16 protein-coding genes and 2 pseudogenes are annotated in these 18,663 nt (G+C 41.0%); 8 read left to right on the forward strand and 10 right to left on the reverse strand.

The window, feature by feature from the left end; all coding sequences use genetic code 11:
• Window positions 1-8 precede the first annotated feature (8 nt).
• The gene (locus tag E4O00_RS00250) at window positions 9-1,607 is read left to right on the forward strand and encodes a restriction endonuclease subunit S (RefSeq protein WP_253677987.1); all 1,599 of its coding nucleotides are present in this window, start codon (window positions 9-11) and stop codon (window positions 1,605-1,607) included.
• A gap of 230 nt (window positions 1,608-1,837) precedes the next feature.
• On the opposite strand, the gene E4O00_RS00255 is transcribed toward E4O00_RS00250, so the two are convergent.
• Window positions 1,838-2,647, reverse strand: a complete 810-nt coding sequence (locus E4O00_RS00255) for a tyrosine-type recombinase/integrase (RefSeq protein ID WP_253677988.1) — start codon at window positions 2,645-2,647, stop codon at window positions 1,838-1,840.
• Between the two features lie 60 nt (window positions 2,648-2,707).
• Here E4O00_RS00255 and E4O00_RS00260 point away from each other — a divergent pair, with 60 nt between their 5' ends.
• A complete protein-coding gene (locus tag E4O00_RS00260) occupies window positions 2,708-3,235 on the forward strand; it encodes a restriction endonuclease subunit S (protein ID WP_253677989.1) in 528 nt (175 codons plus the stop codon).
• Here E4O00_RS00260 and E4O00_RS00265 read toward each other — a convergent pair.
• The 8 genes and pseudogenes from E4O00_RS00265 to E4O00_RS00300 all read right to left on the reverse strand — a co-directional run bounded on the left by E4O00_RS00265 (window position 3,206) and on the right by E4O00_RS00300 (window position 11,489).
• Window positions 3,206-3,766 (reverse strand): restriction endonuclease subunit S, encoded by a 561-nt coding sequence (locus E4O00_RS00265; protein ID WP_371922736.1) that lies wholly within the window; start codon window positions 3,764-3,766, stop codon window positions 3,206-3,208. The genes E4O00_RS00260 and E4O00_RS00265 overlap by 30 nt on opposite strands.
• 73 nt (window positions 3,767-3,839) lie before the next feature.
• Window positions 3,840-4,256: an EamA family transporter gene (locus tag E4O00_RS00270; RefSeq protein WP_253677990.1), complete on the reverse strand. Its 417-nt coding sequence runs from the start codon at window positions 4,254-4,256 to the stop codon at window positions 3,840-3,842.
• Window positions 4,257-4,435: 179 nt separating this feature from the next.
• Complete coding sequence (locus tag E4O00_RS00275) at window positions 4,436-6,166, reverse strand: M3 family oligoendopeptidase (RefSeq protein ID WP_253677991.1); 1,731 nt, start codon at window positions 6,164-6,166, stop codon at window positions 4,436-4,438.
• Window positions 6,167-6,240: 74 nt separating this feature from the next.
• Window positions 6,241-6,450: pseudogene (locus E4O00_RS14055) on the reverse strand (tRNA-dihydrouridine synthase); the annotation flags it as partial.
• 319 nt (window positions 6,451-6,769) lie between these two features.
• Window positions 6,770-8,164: a leucine-rich repeat domain-containing protein gene (locus E4O00_RS00285; protein ID WP_253677993.1), complete on the reverse strand. Its 1,395-nt coding sequence runs from the start codon at window positions 8,162-8,164 to the stop codon at window positions 6,770-6,772.
• A gap of 191 nt (window positions 8,165-8,355) precedes the next feature.
• Complete coding sequence (locus tag E4O00_RS00290) at window positions 8,356-9,474, reverse strand: leucine-rich repeat domain-containing protein (RefSeq protein ID WP_253677994.1); 1,119 nt, start codon at window positions 9,472-9,474, stop codon at window positions 8,356-8,358.
• 226 nt (window positions 9,475-9,700) lie between these two features.
• On the reverse strand, window positions 9,701-10,714 hold the full coding sequence (gene dusB / locus E4O00_RS00295) for a tRNA dihydrouridine synthase DusB (protein ID WP_253679758.1): 1,014 nt from the start codon (window positions 10,712-10,714) through the stop codon (window positions 9,701-9,703).
• Window position 10,715: 1 nt separating this feature from the next.
• A complete protein-coding gene (locus tag E4O00_RS00300; RefSeq protein WP_253677995.1) occupies window positions 10,716-11,489 on the reverse strand; it encodes a TatD family hydrolase in 774 nt (257 codons plus the stop codon).
• Between the two features lie 177 nt (window positions 11,490-11,666).
• Between E4O00_RS00300 and E4O00_RS00305 the strand changes: the two genes are divergently transcribed.
• The 6 genes and pseudogenes from E4O00_RS00305 (at window position 11,667) to E4O00_RS00330 (ending at window position 18,397) form a co-directional block, all read left to right on the forward strand.
• Window positions 11,667-12,368 carry a lysoplasmalogenase gene (locus tag E4O00_RS00305; RefSeq protein ID WP_253677996.1) on the forward strand — a complete coding sequence of 234 codons (702 nt, stop codon included), beginning with the start codon at window positions 11,667-11,669 and terminating at the stop codon, window positions 12,366-12,368.
• Window positions 12,369-12,737: 369 nt separating this feature from the next.
• Complete coding sequence (rsgA, locus tag E4O00_RS00310; RefSeq protein WP_253677997.1) at window positions 12,738-13,772, forward strand: ribosome small subunit-dependent GTPase A; 1,035 nt, start codon at window positions 12,738-12,740, stop codon at window positions 13,770-13,772.
• Between the two features lie 145 nt (window positions 13,773-13,917).
• Complete coding sequence (locus tag E4O00_RS00315; protein ID WP_253677998.1) at window positions 13,918-14,886, forward strand: GGDEF domain-containing protein; 969 nt, start codon at window positions 13,918-13,920, stop codon at window positions 14,884-14,886.
• Window positions 14,879-15,848 (forward strand): annotated as a pseudogene (locus E4O00_RS00320) (GGDEF domain-containing protein). The gene E4O00_RS00315 and the pseudogene E4O00_RS00320 overlap by 8 nt, the downstream one beginning before the upstream one ends.
• A 111-nt stretch (window positions 15,849-15,959) precedes the next feature.
• A complete protein-coding gene (locus E4O00_RS00325; protein ID WP_253677999.1) occupies window positions 15,960-17,216 on the forward strand; it encodes a ribose-phosphate pyrophosphokinase in 1,257 nt (418 codons plus the stop codon).
• A complete protein-coding gene (locus tag E4O00_RS00330) occupies window positions 17,213-18,397 on the forward strand; it encodes an FGGY-family carbohydrate kinase (protein WP_253678000.1) in 1,185 nt (394 codons plus the stop codon). The genes E4O00_RS00325 and E4O00_RS00330 overlap by 4 nt, the downstream gene beginning before the upstream one ends.
• A 5-nt stretch (window positions 18,398-18,402) precedes the next feature.
• On the opposite strand, the gene E4O00_RS00335 is transcribed toward E4O00_RS00330, so the two are convergent.
• Window positions 18,403-18,621: a hypothetical protein gene (locus tag E4O00_RS00335; RefSeq protein ID WP_253678001.1), complete on the reverse strand. Its 219-nt coding sequence runs from the start codon at window positions 18,619-18,621 to the stop codon at window positions 18,403-18,405.
• Between the last annotated feature and the right edge of the window lie 42 nt (window positions 18,622-18,663).

Here is an 18,663-nt window from a genome sequence, read left to right on the forward strand (position 1 = left end):
ATTATAACGTGAACACAAATGCATTACGTCAAAAAATTTTAGACCTCGCAATTCACGGAAAGCTGGTAAAGCAAGATCCGACCGATGAGAGTGCAGCCATACTCCTTGAAAAAATCCGTGCAGAAAAAGAGAAAAAAATCGCTTCCGGAGAGATAAAACGCGGTAAAAATGATTCGTATATTTTTTTCGGTGATGATAACAGACACTATGAGAAGTTCGCAGACGGCAGAGTAAAGGATATCGAGGACGAAATCCCGTTTGCCGTGCCGGAGGGCTGGGCGTGGTGTAGGTTGGGGGTAGTGGCAGATATTGCGAGAGGTGGCTCACCGCGACCTATTGAAGACTTCATTACTGACAAAAAAAATGGTATAAATTGGATAAAGATAGGTGATACGGTTCCGGAAAGTAAATATATAATTTCTGCAAAAGAAAAAATCAAACCCGAAGGTAAAAAACATTCTCGTTTTGTTCATGCAGGGGACTTCCTACTAACAAATTCTATGAGTTTCGGTCGGCCTTATATTTTAAAAATAGATGGCTGCATACATGACGGCTGGCTTGTTTTTGCTGATATAATAAAGTATCTTCTAAAAGATTTCTTGTATTATGCTCTAAGTTCTAAGTATATTTACAACTCATTTTCTTTGGTTGCCGCAGGTTCAACTGTCAAAAATTTAAAGGCTGATACGGTAAAGCAAGTTTTATTTCCCCTTCCTCCACTCTTAGAGCAGAAGCGTATAACTACAAATATAGAAGCAATCTTTGCACAAATCGACCTGCTGGAACAAAATAAAGCCGACTTACAGACAGCCGTCAAACAGGCAAAGTCAAAAATCCTCGATCTTGCAATCCGAGGGAAGCTTGTTCCGCAAGATCCTGACGATGAACCTGCAAGTGTTATGCTGGAAAAACTCCATGCTGAAAAAGAAGCTAAAATCGCTTCCGGAGAGATAAAACGCGGCAAGAATGATTCGTATATTTATAAAAATTCTACTGATAATTGTTATTATCAAAAATATACCGATGGCGGCAAGGAAAATATCTCTGATGAAATTCCATTTGATGTACCGGAAGGGTGGGCATGGTGTAGATTGCCCGAAGTATGCAGAAAACCAATTACTGATGGTACGCATAATTCACCATCGAATAGCGCTTCAGGGGACTTTCTTTATATCACAGCAAAGAATATAAAAAATCTAGACATTTGTTTAGATGATGCAACGTATATTTCTAAAGAAATACATGAGTCTATTTATAGTAGATGTTCACCTGAGTTGAATGATATCTTATTAACTAAAGACGGAACTATTGGAGAAGTTGCTGTTAATAAGTTAAATTACCCTTTTAGCATGTTATCGAGTGTTGCTCTTATCAAACCTTCAAATGAAATTTTATCTTGGTTTCTAGCATATATTTTAATATCTGATTTATTACAAAACAAAATGAAAAAGGATGCAAAAGGTTCTGCGTTAAAACGTATTATTCTTGCTCAAATAAATGATTTTCTCATTCCTCTCCCCCCACTTGCTGAGCAACAAAGAATTGTTACCAAAATTGAAGAGCTATTTGCTCAGTTTGATTTTATCACAACTACACTAACAAAATAGTTTTGGTTCTATGGATGTATGGCTAAAAGATCAAGATACTATTAAAAAACTAAAAGAGATAAGCGATGAATAACATTCGCTTCAAGCTGACAACAGAGGCAAATTCAGTTGCAGTAAGGTGTTTGCTATAAGAATTATTACTTGGAATTGCCGATATGGTTTTTCAAAAAATGGGCCGTTTAAAGTAAGAAAACTGTCCAAAAACTGAAGTTTCCGGACAGTTTCAATTTTTACCACGTTACAATGCTGTCAACCAGTTCCCGCTGTTCGCTTGCGGTTCGACGTAAGTAAATACGCGTTGTTTCGATACTTTCATGTCCCATTAAATCGGCAAGCAGAGAAATATCATTGAACTTTTCAAGAAAATTCTTTGCATATCGGTGCCGGAATGAATGCGGATACACAACCTTTTCACTTATCCCGTACTTTCTGGCATAATTCTTTAACTGCTGAGCAATTCCGCGGGTAGTAATGTGCTTTTCAAAGCGATTTAGGAACAGATAGCCGGAGTCGCGTCCGATTGACTCCAGCCATTGCATGGCTTCTTCCTTCAAAATTTTTGGAATATAGAGCCGCCTGAGTTTTCCACCCTTTGAATATAGATCAAAATATCCCAACTTAACATGCTCAACTTTTATCTGAATAAGTTCGCTGACACGAGCCCCTGTAGCTGCGAGGAACCACACGACAAAATACCATTCTCGATTTCCGTCTCTTTTAAGGCTTGATTTCAAAAATTGATAGTCAGCATTACTTATAACATTTTCAAGGAAGTTCTTCTGCTGAACTTTTACAAATTTTAACTGCAGCTGATCTTTATGTATAAACTGCAAATACTTGTTAATTCCCTGAATCCTTAAATTCACCGTTTTCGGTTTAAAAAACTCAATCAGATAGCCTTTGTATGCAAGCAGATTTTCCTTACTGACAGAATCATAATGTTCTGTGTAGTATTTAACTGTCCATAAATACGATGTAAGAGTATTCTGAGAAAGATTGCTTTTCTTCAAATACTCTTCAAAACTTGTGCCGTTTTCCATAACGACCTCCCAATAAACAAGATTAGCGATCTCTCGCTTACCAGAGAGTATACTTGTAATGTGATTTCTTGTTATTATGAGAAGTTTGGTGATGGAACCGAAAAAGCTACAGAAATGCTCTCTGCTATTCCTGAATCGTGGACATGGAGGCATTTTGGCGATGTTGCTGATGTAATAAACGGAAAAAATCAATCACAGGTAGAAGATGACACTGGTGAATATCCAATTTATGGAAGCGGCGGTATTATGGGATACGCTAATGACTATATTTGCCCGGAAAATTGCACAATAATCGGACGCAAAGGTTCAATAAACAATCCTATATTTGTGGAAGAAAAGCTCTGGAATGTCGACACTGCTTTTGGCCTTGCACCATCATCAATTGTTCTGCCTCGATATCTATTTTATTTCTGTAAATCATTTGACTTTACATCATTGGACAGCAGTACAACATTGCCGAGTTTAACCAAAACAAGTATTCAGCGTATCTTATTTCCATTACCGCCATTAGCTGCACAAAAACGGATTTTAGATAAAATTGATGAACTTTTTAGCCAATTAGACAAGATTTCTTTGAATATTATCTAAAACATAAAATATTTCTTCAATTCTAGCAACAATTCTTTTTTGCTCTGAAATTGGAGGAATAGCAATAAAAGATTCTGCCATTTCGTGTAAATAAAATCCCATTTGAGCAGTACCGGTAGCATGTTCAGCTACATAATTTTGATAAAAATTACTATCAAAAAAAAATTTTACATACTTGTTGTAAACCTTGGTGTTAAGAATGGAAACACTCCGTTGAAAGCAGATATTCATTCGGCCGTCGTAAATGCAACTTCTTCCTAATGAACCTACGGATGTGAAAAGTATATCACCCGTTGTAGCATTGGTCCTCAAATTTTCTGCATCAAACATCTCTTTCGTTAAATATCTGACATTTTCTAAATCTTCTACTGTGTTATGATTAATATTTCTTGAAGAAATCATTATATATTCTGTTTTTTCTTCGATACCTTTAGGTGGGTTATGATCTCCATCTACAAGCTTATCGCAAATTCGTCCTAATTTTGTCCACTGCCAGTTTTCCGGTAGTTCAAAAGGAATCTCATTATCAATACAAACATCATTTTTTCCCTCGAACTTCTCATAATAACAATTATGTCATATTCGTTTCGGTACAGGGCTCGTCTTACAAAACCATGCAAAGTGTGCCTGCCGTAATCAGCAGCGCACCGATTATAGATTTCACATTGATATTCTCGTGTAGAAAAATTACCGCTAATATCAATGTAATAACTACGCTTAATTTATCGATAGGAACGACTTTGGATGCTTCACCGGTTTGCAATGCCTTGTAATAACACAGCCAGGAAGCACCTGTCGCCAGCCCCGAAAGAACCAAAAATACCCAGCTTTTCTTGCTGATATCCATTATTCCGTGTTGTGCATTGGTAATAAAAACCATGCCCCACGCCATTGCTAATACCACGGCCGTTCTTACCGCTGTTGCCAGATTTGAGTTTACTCCTTCAATCCCGACTTTTGCCAAAATAGAAGTAAGGGCCGCAAAAACAGCGGATAAAAATGCAAAAATCACCCACACCATTTTACTGCCTCCAATTCAAAAAGCTGCATAAATAGGATAATATTTTCATTGTCTTATGTCAACAAAAGCATTTTACTCCTTTCCCATTTGTTCCGGTGCACTTTAGTTTCAACCGTTGCTTTGAAAGCTGTGTTACTTAACATCAAATGCGGCGAAAGGCTGGGGCTTCATTTGTACTGCTACAGTTTTGAATCGTCTATCGAATTGAGCCATTTTTCGCATTCGGGGGTTACCGAAGCGATGCAGTCTTCTTCAAAGGGATTTTTTAGGTTTGCAAGTTTTAAAAGCTCCAAGAAGGGGAGGCTTCCGCCTGCCTTGCAGAGACGTAAATAATCTTCCCATGCCGTTTTGCGGTCGGCATTGGCCTTTACCCAAAACTGTAGGGCGCAAACTTGGGCCAAGGTGTAATCTATATAATAGAAAGGAGAAGCAAAGATGTGCCCCTGTTTTACCCAAAAACCGCCGCGGTTAAGGTAGTCGTTATCGGCATAATCGATTGAGGGATTGTACTTTAATTCTATCTTATGCCATTCCGCCTTTCTTTCGGCAGGAGTTGTTTCGGGGTTTTCATATACCCAGTGCTGGAATTCGTCTACTGTGGCTCCGTAGGGGAGGAATTCGAAGGCGCCTGAAAGATGGGTAAACTTAAACTTTTCTGTCTGGTGCTTAAAGAAAAGCTCCATCCAGGGCCATGTAAAAAATTCCATACTCATCGAGTGAATTTCGCAAGCTTCAAGGGTGGGCCATCCGTATTCGAGAAGACGGGCATCCCTGCTTTGATAGGCTTGGAAGGCATGGCCTGCTTCGTGGGTCATAACCTCGACATCGTGCTGGGTCTTGTTAAAGTTTGCAAAGATAAAGGGAACCTTGTACATGGGGAAGCCCGTGCAATAACCTCCGCCTGCCTTTCCCTTTGTTGAAAGTAGGTCCATTAGTCCGTAATCGGTCATAATGCCGAAGAATTCCTTTGTTTCGGGTGAAAGCTCGTTGTACATCTTCTTTGCCTGCTCAACAATCCAATCAGGCTCGCCTTGCGGAACGGCATTTCCCGTAAGGTATTTGAGGCCGGTATCGTAATAATAGACCTTATCGAGCTTTAATCTCTTGCTTTGGCGTTTTTTTAAGGCCTGAGCAATCGGAACAACAAGCTCATAAATCTGCTTGCGGTAGTTTGCAACCATTTCGGCATTGTACTCGGTTCTTCCGAGGCGGTCATAGGCAAGCTGAACAAAGTTTTTGTAGCCGAGTTTTTTGGCTATCTTTGTGCGTATCTTTACAAGCTCATCATAGATTGAATCAAACGCGGCTTCGTTTTCTTCAAAAAAACCGTAATAGGCTTTTGCTGCTGCCTTTCTTACCTCCCTGTCCATGTCCTGCATAAAGGGGGTTAGCTGGGAAAGGGTTCTTTTTTCACCTTGGAATTCGATCTGGGCAGAGGCGATGAGCTTACTGTATTTACTGGTAAGCTTGTTTTCCGCCATGAGGTCGTCCATAATTTCGGGGCTGAACACCTTTAAGGATAGGTCGGTTAAATCAAAAACTTGATGACCGAATTCCTTTTCAAGCTCGGCTCTAAATTTCGATTTTACCATTTCTGCACCGAATTCGTTTGAAAGCTTACTAAAAAGAGGGCCTGCCTCATCATAAAAATCGTTTTCTTTATCGTAGAATTCGTCCCTTGTATCGATGGTGTGCCTGACCGAGGCCAAAGAAGCCATAGTGCTGTACTCGCGGTTTATGGCCTGTACCATATCGATAGCTTCGATCTGTTCTTTTACCGAAGCTGCCGCCTTAAATTTAGATAGGGCATCGGCAAAGCCCTTTTCAATCGCCTTCATATCCGGCCGCGTATAAGGCATTTCCTTAAACGGAACCAAAGGCAGAGTTTTTACTGTGCATGTGTCTGACATAAGTACTCCTAAGATATTGAGGAAACAGAAGTTTCCGAATTTTTTACAAAAATAAGTATATAGAAGAAATCCTCTTATGTCAATTGAAAATAATTTTGAATTATATTTTTGTACTCCTCGATTGTTGAGGCTTGTACCAATTCTTGGCGGAGTTTTGAGCCGTCAGGTATGCCCTTGGTGTATGCGGCGAAGCGTTTACGCATTTCGCGGCAGCCTTTTTCTTCTCCCTTTTCATCGCATAAAAAGACAAGCTCTTTAAAGCCGGTGCGGATTTTTTGTTCGGTATCGCCTGGAGGCAGTTTTTGCAGGTAGTCTTTAAGTTTGTCGTAGGCAACGGGTGTGTACTCAGACGGTGCCGGCGGTTCCTCTGCCTTAGGCTTTGCCTTTTGCGGGCAGGCTGTAAAGATAAGTGCGACAAGCAGCATAAAAGCGGCTCCCAAAAAGGCTTTTGTCTTAGTTTTTGAGTTGTTTGTTTTCATTTTGAAAACCTCCATAAAAAGTTGTGTGTTTGTTTTAAGGGAAGGAAAGAAACTTTTATCCGAGAAAAGGGCTTTCCTTCCCTTGCTTATTACCCATTACCCATTAAATCAATTCCCCATTATCTTAAATGTCTTCCTCAATATAGCCCTTCATTTTTCGCAGCTTCCAGTGCTTTACGTTTTTTGCGTTCTCAAAGGCTTTTTTAAGGCTTTCGGGAGTGCTGAAGTTTTTGCAGTTCTCTTCGGAAGCTGTTTGGTCGGCATAAAGCAGAGCCTTTGCCTTGTCGCTTACCTCACGGGTCGGTAAATCGTTAAAGAGCTTTGTGAAGGCATCGGCATTAAGCTTATTTTTATAGCATAGCAGGGTTTTCAAAGAGGTGCACCCTTGCACGTTAAGGGTGGCAAGCTGATTGTTTTCGCAGTAAAGATGTTGCAATGCGGTGCAGCCCTGCACGTTAAGGGTGGTAAGCTTATTACCTCCGCACTTCAGAGTTTGCAATGCAGTTAAGCCTTGCACGTTAAGGGTGCTAAGCTGATTGCCTATGCAGTCCAGCCTTTGCAATGCGGTACAGCCTTGCACGTTAAGGGCAGTGAGCTTATTTTGTCGGCAGTACAACTCTTGCAAAGCATTTAAGCCTTGCACGTTAAGGGCGGTAAGTTGATTGCCTGTGCAGTCCAGCTTTTGCAATGCGGTACAGCCTTGCACGTTAAGGCTGGTGAGCTTATTGCTGTAGCATTCAAGATTTTGCAATTTGGTTAAGCCCTGCACGTTAAGCTCAGGTATCTGATTGGTTCTGCAGTAAAGCTCTTGCAATGCAGTTAAGCCTTGCACGTTAAGGGCGGTAAGCTGGTTTTTGGCACAGTCAAGCTTTTGCAAGGCGGTTAAGCCTGAGGCGTCAAGGGCGATAAGCGGTCTGTTACCACCTGGCGTTTCTTCACCGCTACAGTTAAGCTCGATGATGTCTCCTATGAGGGCAAGCTTTCTCTCTGGGTTTGTTACGGTCAGTGTGGTTTCCACATCGCTTGTAAGCTCTGTTACGGTGCAGCCTTCCACAGTTATGGGCTTGCCGTCAGCTGTCTTTGCCTTCACCTTCACGGTGTTCTTGCCTGCCGCAAGGGTGAGGAGGGCTTTTTTTGGCTCAAAGCTTACGGTAATGGCGCAAGGTTTTGTTACCTTGTGGGGGTAGGTGTTTGACTTGTGTCCTTTAATGACGTTGCCGTCCACTTTCCACTCTTTTACCCTGTAGCCAGCATCGGCTTTGGCAGTAAATATTACCCATTTGCCCTCTTCAACCTTGTCGCCTGAAGTGATTTCGCTTGTGCCGAGTATCGCTTTCAGCGTGCCGTTAGGCGGCGTGCCTTCTACGCTGAAAGTGACGGCGTGTTTGGGCGGTGCAGGCGGGGCTGGCTTCTCGGCGCCCGCGCTATTAGGACAGCCGGTAAACAGCAGTGCGATGAGCAGCACAAAAGCCGCTCCCAAAAAGGCTTTTGTCTTAGTTTTTGAATTGTTTGTTTTCATTTTGAAAACCTCCATAAAAAGTTGTTTTGTTTTATTTAAGGGGGTGTTCCCCCTTAAAAATCCCCCGGGTTAGGGGTGCTTTTTTCTTTTTTCCGACAAAAGAAAGAAGCACCCCTATGACCCCGAAAAAAGAAAAATGCGGCTTAGGGGCTTCTGCCCCTAAGAACCCCGTCGGTTGCTAGGGTGTAATCTTAAATGTCTACATGTTCCCAGCTTTCGCTCAGTTTCTGTAGCTTCCAGTTCCTACCCTTTGCATCGTCGAAGGCTTTCTTCAAGTCTTCGGGTTGGGTGTAGTCTTTGCAGTTGCCTTCGGGTTCGTTTGTTTCCTCAGTGTAAAGAATAGCCTCTGCATTATCGCCTGCCTCTCGAGCCGGCAATGCCTTCAATATCTCTGTCATCGCTTGGGCGTTAAGCTGGTTGATGTAGCATTCAAGCTTTTTCAAAGCGGTTAAGCCTTGCACGTTGAGCACGCTAAGCTGATTGCCAATACAGTAAAGTTTTTGTAAAGCGGTTAAGCCCTGCACGTTAAGCTCAGGTAGCTTATTGTTGCTGCAGTCAAGATATTGCAAAGCGGTTAAGCCCTGCACGTCAAGGGCGGTGAGCTGATTTCTTCTGCAGGAAAGGCTTTGCAAAGAGGTTAAGCCCTGCACGTTAAGCTCAGGTAGCTTGTTGTTTCCGCAGTCAAGCTTTTGCAAAGAGGTTAAGCCTTGAACGTCGAGGGCAGTGAGCTGATTGTTGTAGCAGGAAAGCTCGGTGATTTTGCCTTTGAGAATGACGGTTGCGCCTTTTGCGGTTAGTTTGGTTTTTGCCTCGCTTGCAAGCGTTGTCTCGGTGCAACCTTCCACTGTTATGTCAGAGCCGTCCTCCGTCTTAGCCTTGACTTCGATGGTGAGATTGTTGGGGGCGAGCGTGAGAATGGCTTGAGGTATAAGCTCAAAGCTCACTTTGACTGTTGCAGGCTGGGTTACAGCCAGTGTGTAGGTCTCAGCTGTGCCGTTTACGGCGTTGCCGTCGAGCGTCCAGCCTTTCACTCTGTAGCCGTCGTTAGCCTTTGCCGTGAAGATTACCTCCTTGCCGTGTTCCACAGTGATTGGGCTGGTTGCTGGCTGGGTGATACCGTCCCCTTCCGCTTTGAGCGTGCCACCTGTGCCTGCCACGCTGAAGTTTACGGCGTGTTTAGGCGGTGCCGGCGGTTCCTCTGCCTTAGGTTTTACCTTTTGCGGGCAGGCTGTAAAGATAAGTGCGATGAGCAGCATAAAAGCGGCTCCCAAAAAGGCTTTTGCCTTAGTTTTTGAATTGTTTGTTTTCATTTTGAAAACCTCCATAAAAAGTTGTTTGTTTTTCAATTTTAATCGAATTGTCCAATTACCCAATTAATAATTATCCATCATAATATTACAATTTTAGTATATTATCCATAAAAAAGAGCTTGTACGGGTAAAAAGAACCAAGGTTACCAAAAAAGAACTTTGGTTATCTGCTGAAAAATGGAAGATCCTGTCCTTGTGAGGGTTTAAGTGTTTCAGACATTTTTATTTAAAAGCAAGAAATATTAAAAGCACTTTGAATTATAGCTTTGTACTCCTCGATTGTTGAGGCTTGTACCAATTCTTGGCGGAGTTTTGAGCCGTCAGGTATCCCCTTGGTGTAGGCAGCAAAGCGTTTACGCATTTCGCGGCAGCCTTTTTCTTCTCCCTTTTCATCGCATAAAAAGACAAGCTCTTTAAAGCCGGTGCGGATTTTTTGTTCGGTGCTTATTTCTCCGTATGCCCCCTTGGTTAAAAGCTCCCGCGTTTGGGTAAAGATAAAGGGGTTTCCCATAGCCCCGCGGGCAAACATTATGCCGGTGCAGCCGGTTTCTTCAAGCATTTTTTTGGCATCCTCAGGCGAAAAAAGATCTCCCGATCCGAAAATAGGAATTTGATAAGGCTTTGCAAATTGAACAAGCTCTGCAAGAATGTTCCAATCGGCCTTCCCCGAATACACCTGTGCACGGGTGCGCGGATGTAGGGTGAGCATTTTAACACCGGCATCGATTGCGGCTGAGGCTGCTTCTTTCCAGTTGAGTTTATCAGCGGTAAAGCCCGATCTTATTTTAAGGGTTACGGGTATCTTATATGGAGCCATTGCATCGTTTACTGCCTTTACAATTTTGTATAAGAGCGGAATGTCCGTCATCAGGGCCGAACCTGCTCCATTTTTGGTAATCTTTGCCATAGGACAGCCTGAATTTATGTCGATACATTCGGGAGAATATTTTTCGGCGATTATTACGGCTGTTTTTGCCATATATTCGGGATTTGAGCCGAAAATCTGCACGGCATAGGCCTTTTCGTTAGGAGCTCTTCCGATTAAGGTTTCAGTTTTATTGGAATCCCTCACGAGGGCTTCAGAGGAGACCATTTCGGTGTATGTAAAATCTGCACCGCAATCCGCACAGATTGAGCGGAAGGCCTTGTCGGAATAGCCTGCAACAGGGGCCAAAAATATGTTTCCCGATAAAAGAAGCCCGCCTATTGAGACGGGCTTGTAAAGCGGTGTTTTTGCCATCTTATTCCGGCAGCCTGAAGAGTTTGCAGCTGTTTTTCCAAAGCTGATCGGCAAGTTCTTCAATATCCATCTTTAACATTTCAGCCATAAACTTTACAGTCTCGATTGTATTGGCCGGCATGTTCCTTTGGCCTCGGTATACCGAAGGAGGCATAAAGGGGCTTTCGGATTCGACTACGATTCGGTCAAGAGGAAGCGCCAATACCGTATCGTGCAAGTTTCTTGCATTGCGGTAAGTCAAATTTCCTGCAAAGGAGAAGTATAGGGGAAGCTTTAAGGCTTCTTTTGCATAAATATCGTCTTCTGAGTAGCAATGTAAAACGCCGCCCTCTTTAGGAATTCTTTCTTTTAATATGTCAAGAAGGTCCTTGCCTGCTTCCCTGTTATGGATAATTACAGGAAATCCCGCTTTTGAAGCAATGTCAAGCTGGGCTATAAAAAGTTCAATCTGAGAACGCTTGTCTCCGTATTTTTTGCAATAATCAAGACCTATTTCTCCTACAGCCACTACATTGGGCAATTTTAAGCTTTCTTCTATAATTTTTTGCCAGTCCTTTCCCGGGGATGTAACTTCGGAAGGAGATACGCCTACGGCATGGTATACTGCAGGTGAAAACCTGAGAGTCTCGTACACCTTTGAAAAGTCGTGGAGGCTGTTACATATACTTATTATCCTTGTTACAGAGCCTTGTCTGGCTTCCTGTACAACCCGCAACTGCTCAATCGGATCAGAATAGATCAAGCCGAGATGAGCATGAGTATCAAAAATCTGCATATTATTCTTCCATATAAACTGATGTTATAAATTTTTACCTATTAACTAAGGTAACATTACCGTCTTGTACAGAATAACATAGAAAAGCCTAATCGTCAACTTAAATTTAAAAAATATCTTGCTTTTTTGACGATTTAGGTATATCATTATGATGTAGGTATATTTTTGGAGGTATATATGTATGCTCAATGTTTCGATCCTTGGTGTATAGCGGCTCTAGTCTTGTTTGCAGTTATTTCGGTCATTCATTTAATCAAGTGTTTTAGGCAAAAACAAAAATGGGCTGATATTACAAAGTTTATGTTGATGCCGTCTCTTCTTTTATTCTTTTTGGCTTTCAGTTTTGTAAGTATCCAAACATTTTCGATTCTAAATCTTTTAATAATTATTGCCTTGATTTTCAGTTTTTTGGGAGATGTTGCCCTTCTTTTTGACAGCGAAAAACAAAACTTTGCTCTTGGGGTTTTATTTTTTGCAATTGCTCAAATCTGTTATATAGTTTTTGCTATACTCGGTGCCAAGGTTGAATATATTCCTGTCATTCCCGCAGTTATCATTGCCGTGATTTTTTTAGCCGTAATTATTTACAGCATAATGAGAACAAAAAAACACTTAAAAGGACTTAAGCCTATCGTCATAACTTACGGGCTTATACTCGCATCGATGAGCTGGCTCTTTATAGTTTTTGCCTTTGCAAATCCTTCAATTGGGCTTATATTGGCTGCTGTAGGAAGCGTTTTGTTTATCATATCTGATGCCCTTGTGTCTGCACAATACTTTTTAGGAGGCAAGGCCGGAATGCGTTTTATAATCATGAAAACCTATATTCTTGCCCAACTTTTAATCGTATTAGGTGCCATAGGAATTATAGGGGCCTAAGGCTTAATAAGGGCCTTTAAGAAATCAAAGCGGCAGCGGTTAAGAGTCTTCTCCGTTGCCGCTTAATTTTTGTACTGCAAACATCTACTTGACAAAATTTCTATTTTACGCTAGTATCCGAATATCAAATTTTAAAATTTATGGGAGGTGCTCTATGACTATAGTATTACTTTTAACAAGCGGCAAAGATCTTACTCCCGGAAGCTCTTTATAAACTGCATTTTATCAAATCAATTTTATTTATTAAGATTCTCACCTTAAATTCACTTGCTTGGTTTTATTCGTATTCAAGTTTGCCGATTTTTAAATCCGAATTTTTTGTGATGTAGATCCCGGGAGAAAATAATTCTCTATGTATAAGGAAACATTATGGAAACAATTTTAAATTTCGGGTTTGAAGATTTTTTTAAGGATAAAAAAATCGAAAAAGAGGTTGGACGTATTATTTTTTTTGCCGGGAATACTTATAAAATAATATGTAAAGACGGTGAAAAAGAAGCCCGTTTAAAAGGCTCTTTTAAAAAAGAATGCGAGGTATCCGGTACTTATCCTACGGTAGGAGACTGGATAGGCTTTGAGTCTCAAGAAAATTCTTCGATTGCACTTATAGATTTTTTATACGAGCGTAAAAATAAAATTTCGAGGACGGATCCTAGGTCAGGGATTGAGCTTGAACAAATTATTGCGGCTAATATCGATACGGCTTTTATATGTATGTCCTTAAACAAAGATTTTAATTTAAACCGGTTGGGCAGATATGTTTTTGCATTGCAAAACATCGAAACCGTTTTGCTTTTAACTAAGGCGGACTTATCCGAAGCAAGGGAAGATGCCGAAAATTTAATAAAAAAGATTTATCCTCATTTAAAAGTCTACTGCATAAGTATTTATGAACCCGAAAGCTTAAAAAATATAAAGCATTATTTTAAAAAGGGAAAGACTTCGGTGCTGATCGGTTCTTCCGGTGTCGGAAAATCGAGCCTTGTAAACAGCTTAACCGGAAAAGAAATTTTACGCACAAGCGAAACAAATAAAAAAATAGATAAGGGCGTTCATACTACAACGAACCGTCAGATAATTTCTTTAGGAGAAGATTCGGGCGTTATAATGGATACTCCGGGCATGAAGGTTCTGGGTATCTGGGATTCGGACAGCGGGGAAAATTCTTTTGCCGATATTACCGAGCTAAAATCCAAGTGTCTTTTTAGCGACTGTACGCATACATGCGAAAAAGGCTGTGCCGTTTTAGAGGCTCTTAAAACAGGCTTACTGGATAAAAACAGGTATGAACTCTACCTGCAATTATTAAAAGAGGATAGAAGAAAAATAAGACGGGAAAAACGGCAGGAAAAATTCTTAATAAAGAAGGAAGAAAAAATCCAAGTCGGCAAAAAGGCGCTTTAAAGAAAAGAAAAACATAAACCAAACCTTTAAAAAAGATTTGGAGGAGCTGCTTTATGAATAAGTTTTTTTATTTCTTTCCATGATTTTTTTCAATACTCACTTTTTTTTTACCGAAAATATGTTATAATGACCTTAGGTGGTATAGATGATTAGAGATAGACAAAAGATAGAGGCTTTAAGTAATACTCCTCTTTTTGCAGGATGGGATGAGGTTTACTTAAAGGACATAGCCGATAATGCAGGGATAGACAGTTACCAAAAAGGCGATATTATTTTTAAACAGGATACAAAAGGTGACCGCTTTTATATTATTGTAGAAGGAAATGTTATCATTTTATCTCCTGAAGATAAGTCGGTCCTTGCCGAATTCGTAGCAGGTGAAATGTTCGGTGAAACAGCTATGCTTACCCAGGATGAACAAAAGGCCATAGCTTCTGCCAATGAGGACACCATCATCCTGTCTTTTCCGAAAGACGGAATACCTATGGAAAATGTCTTTAAGGATAATCCCGTAACCTATGCCCAACTGTTAAAGTCTTTCTTGGTTATGGTTTCAAGAAGAACCCGAAAGGCAAACTCTTTAATAAAAGAAAACTCTCCCATTATGCAGGAATTACAAAAGCAGGTTTACGGGGATAAGCTTACGGGCCTTTTAAACAAGGCCTATCTTGAAGAAAACATTGCAGAGTTTATGAAAAGCTCTTTTTCTCTTATTATGATGAAGCCCGATAATTTTAAGGCTATCAACGACACTTACGGCCACGAAAAAGGAGATGCCTGTCTTACCTTTATAGGCAATCATTTAAGCCGTTTTTTGGATACCGATTCTGTTTTAATGCGTTATCAGGGAAACGAGTTTGCCGTTTTAACTCCAAAATTGGACCGTTCCGGGGCTGCAAGTTTAGCCGAAAAGATAAAGGCTGAGCTTGAAAATTTGGATATATCCCCTGTCTTAAACAATCCTTTTAAATTAAGCATGAGTTTAGGCATCTTGCTCTATCCGGATACAAAAATTGAAAAGGCTGACTTTATAAAACAATGCTCTGAAATGCCTCTTATCGGACGGGCCCGCGGCGGCTCCAAGATTCTCTTTGAGGAGGATATAAATGAATAGCTCAAAACAAAAATGGCTTGAAATTTTACAGACGGCACGGCTCTTTGCTCATCTTTCTCTGAGTGAGATTCAAGTTTTAGCTGAGGCCATGTTCTATTCCGAATTTGAAGCGGGGCAGGCCCTCGTCTATGAAGGCGAATCGGGCAACGAGCTTTTTATCATAGTCAAGGGTACTATTTCCGTTTCGGTAAAATCTGAAGGAAAGGAAATTGAACTTGTCCGCCTCGGAGCCGGAGACTTTTTTCGGCGAAATGGCTATGCTTGAACAGGAGCATAGGTCGGCAACCTGCAAGGCTGTAGAATCTACCTCTTGTCTTGTTTTAAAATCACAAGATTTTTCTTCGTTAATTTTTGATCAGCCTAAGATAGCTTCTATGGTTTTGTACAATATGCTTAAAATCACCGGAAGCCGATTAGGCAAGACGGACGGGCTTTTATCGCAGATTATCCGATGGGGCGATGATGCCAAAAAAAGAGCGATTACGGACGAGTTTACAGGACTCTACAATAGAAGATATTTAGATGAGTCCTTTGAAAGCCTATTGAAGCGCTGTGTCCGCCAGCACATCGGGGTAAACTTTGCCATGGTGGATATCGATCACTTTGGTAAGCTTAACAGGGACTACGGAGCCGTTTTTTGCGACAAGGTTCTATTAGCTATTGTCGAAGTTTTTAAGCGTAATTTTGATACGGACGATATTTTAATCCGTTACGGAGGCGATGAGTTTTCTTTTATTATAAGGGGAATATTGGAAAGAGCCGAGTATCATTGCAAAAAAGTATGTACCGAGGTTAATGCCTTGACATTTCAAGAGCATCCGTCATTAAGAGTTTCTTGTTCGATAGGCCTTGCCGTATATGACGAAAAGATTACGGCACCTGAACTCTTAAAATTTGCCGACACGGCCCTTTATGCCGCCAAGGAAGCCGGAAGAAACAGGGTTGCCGTTTATAAAAAGTAAATAGCTTGTAAGTTTAGTAAAACAGCTTTTTTCTTCCCCCTATTGTAATTTTCCTCAACAAGTGATAGATTAAGGTCAGTAAAATTTTTTTACATTCTTTTTGGAGGCAAAATGAATTATCTTGAATCGAATAACCTCGCAATTATTGCTTGTCCGGGAGGAGAAGAGTTTGCAAATTTAACGATTAGGAATTTGAAGCATATCTATGCCCGTAAGTTGTACCAGCAAAGCGAAAAACTTGCAAAGAGGTACAATACCTCCGCTGAGGATATGATTCAAAAGTTTAACTTTTATAGCGATTTGTTTGCAGGCAGGATGTCTGTAAATAAGGATACAAATAAAATCCATGTACCGAAATTTAAGGTAGATGCCCGCTTTACATACTTTATGAACGGGGAATTTAAAACGGAACTCCTTGAAACAGTCCGCGGAAAAGATGTTTATATTTTTCAGGATGTTGAAAACAAGCAGGAAATTACCATCAACGAAGGAAAAAATAAGGTTGTCTTTTCGGTAAACGATCACCTTATGTCCCTCATCGTAACCATAGATGCAGTTCGCCATGCAGGTGCTGGAAGAATATCCTTGGTTCTTCCGGTTTATCCTTACAGCCGCCAGCATAAAAAGAAGGGAAGGGAAGGTTTGACGGCCAGCTTACTCGGTCATATTTATGAAGACCTGGATGTAGAGCAGATTATAACCCTCGATATCCACTCCCGCGAAATTGAAAATTCTTTCCATTCCGCACGCTTACAAAACCTTCATGCAAGTTATCAGATTATTAGAGAGCTTACAAGAATAGTAGATTTAAGTGCAGATTCGGAAGAACAATTTGTAGTCGTTTCTCCGGACTCCGGGGCTGTCGACCGAAATAAATTCTATTCTTCCGGCTTGCAAAAACCCCTCGCCATGATATATAAGGAAAGGGATTATTCCGTCGTTACCCAAAATGCCAAACAGTCGAATATAATAAGCATTAAGCTTTTGGGCGATGTAGAAGGAAAAAACGCCTTCCTCGCAGACGATATGTTGGGTACGGGAGGCACTCTTTTAAAGGCTATGGAATTCTTGAAGAGCAAGGGAGCAAAAAAGGTTATAGCTGCAGTAAGTCTTCCCTTCTTTACGGGAGATGCCATCCAGCAATTTGATGAGGCTTATTCCAAGGGGCTTTTTTACAGGGTCATAGGTACAAACGCCGTGCACCATAATGAGTTGAGACAAAAGGAATGGTATATTGAAACCGATGTATCAGGCCTCTTTGCTCAAGTTATTACGCGGCTTCATGAAAACCTCTCCCTTTCGAGCCTCCTCGATAACAGGGATATTATCGAAAAATTGCTAAAAAATCCTGCCGTTCCTAAAAAATGATTTTTTGCTCAGCCGTCTTTGACATAGGTACATCTTCCCTAAAGGGTGCCCTTATAGCCGAAGACGGCAAGGTCTATAAACAAGGCCGTTTGTTTTTTCCTCAAAACCTTGAAGCCGAAACATGGCTTGTTTCTTTTGAAAATCTCTTTAAATATTTATCCGATTTTGCGGAAAGCAATAGTATTAAGATCTGCGGTATCTGCATTTCGGGGAACGGGCCGAGCTTGGTCGCCGTATCCGAAAAAAACGAAAGCAGGGATTTTTTGCTTTTGTGGAACAAGACATCTTCCGTCACTTTGAACGGAAACTCCAAGGAGAAAAATCCTCTTTACGGTAAATCCATCTTTTTGCCCCGCTTGGATTTTTTCCGAAGTTCTTATCCCGAAATATTTGATAATGCAAAATATATTTTATCGGGCCCTGAATATTTAATTTATAAGCTTACAAAAAATGCAGTAACGGTTTTACCAGAAAAGAGATATGTATCCGCTTATTGGTCGGATGAAGAGCTAAAGGCCTTATCAATACCTAAAAAAAAGATTCCGCCCTTTGTTCTCCTAGGAGAGCATTGCGGCCTTTACCGTAACATCCCTGTGTTTGCAGGGCCTCCCGATTTTATAGCGGCCCTCATCGGGACAAACACCTTGAAGCCGGGAAGGGCCTGCGACAGGGCCGGTTCAAGCGAGGGAATAAATATCTGTATCGAAGCTCCTCCTGAAAGCTCCAAACTGAAAGGCTTACGCCTTCTTCCTTCTCCCATTCCTGACCTTTGGAATCTTTCGTACATAATCGAAAATTCGGGCAGTCTTTTTTATGAATATATAAAGAAGCAGGGGGGGAGTTTTATGGACTTTGATGCATTTGTGCACAGTATAAATACTATCTCTCCCCATAAACAAAATGAGGCGGAAGGAAGGGCTATCATCGAGGCTCTTGCCTTTAAGGTAAAGGAAGGAATGGATTTGCTTGAAAAGGCCGCAGGCTTCCGCCCCGTGTATACAATCTCGGGCGGGCAGGCCAATAACAAACTTTGGCGGGAACTAAAGGCCGAAATTACGGGCAGAGAATTTAAGGTGCTGCAAATAGCCGACGCCGAGCTCTTGGGCAACGCCGCAATAGTTTTTACTTCTCTTAAAACCTATGCATCAATAAGCGAAGCCGCTGATGGGATAGCTTGGTAGCTGTATTAAAACTTTCTCTTTCCTGCCAAATCATCCAGGTCTTCATTTGTAAGCTCTAATCGTTTCATAAGTTCTTGGTGAGAGATAGGTTTTGTTTTTTCGTTCATTCTTTTTTCTGCTTCGGATAAAAGAACGGCATTTTCATATTCCTCGACCATGTATTGATAATCTTCAGGACTTATTAAAACACATTCGGGTACATTGTTTTTTACAACAATCTTCACCCCGTTTTTTTTACTTCAGAAAAAATCTTATTTGCTTCTCCC

The sequence above is a fragment of the Treponema sp. OMZ 788 genome (genome assembly GCF_024181245.1).
GTDB lineage: Bacteria > Spirochaetota > Spirochaetia > Treponematales > Treponemataceae > Treponema_B.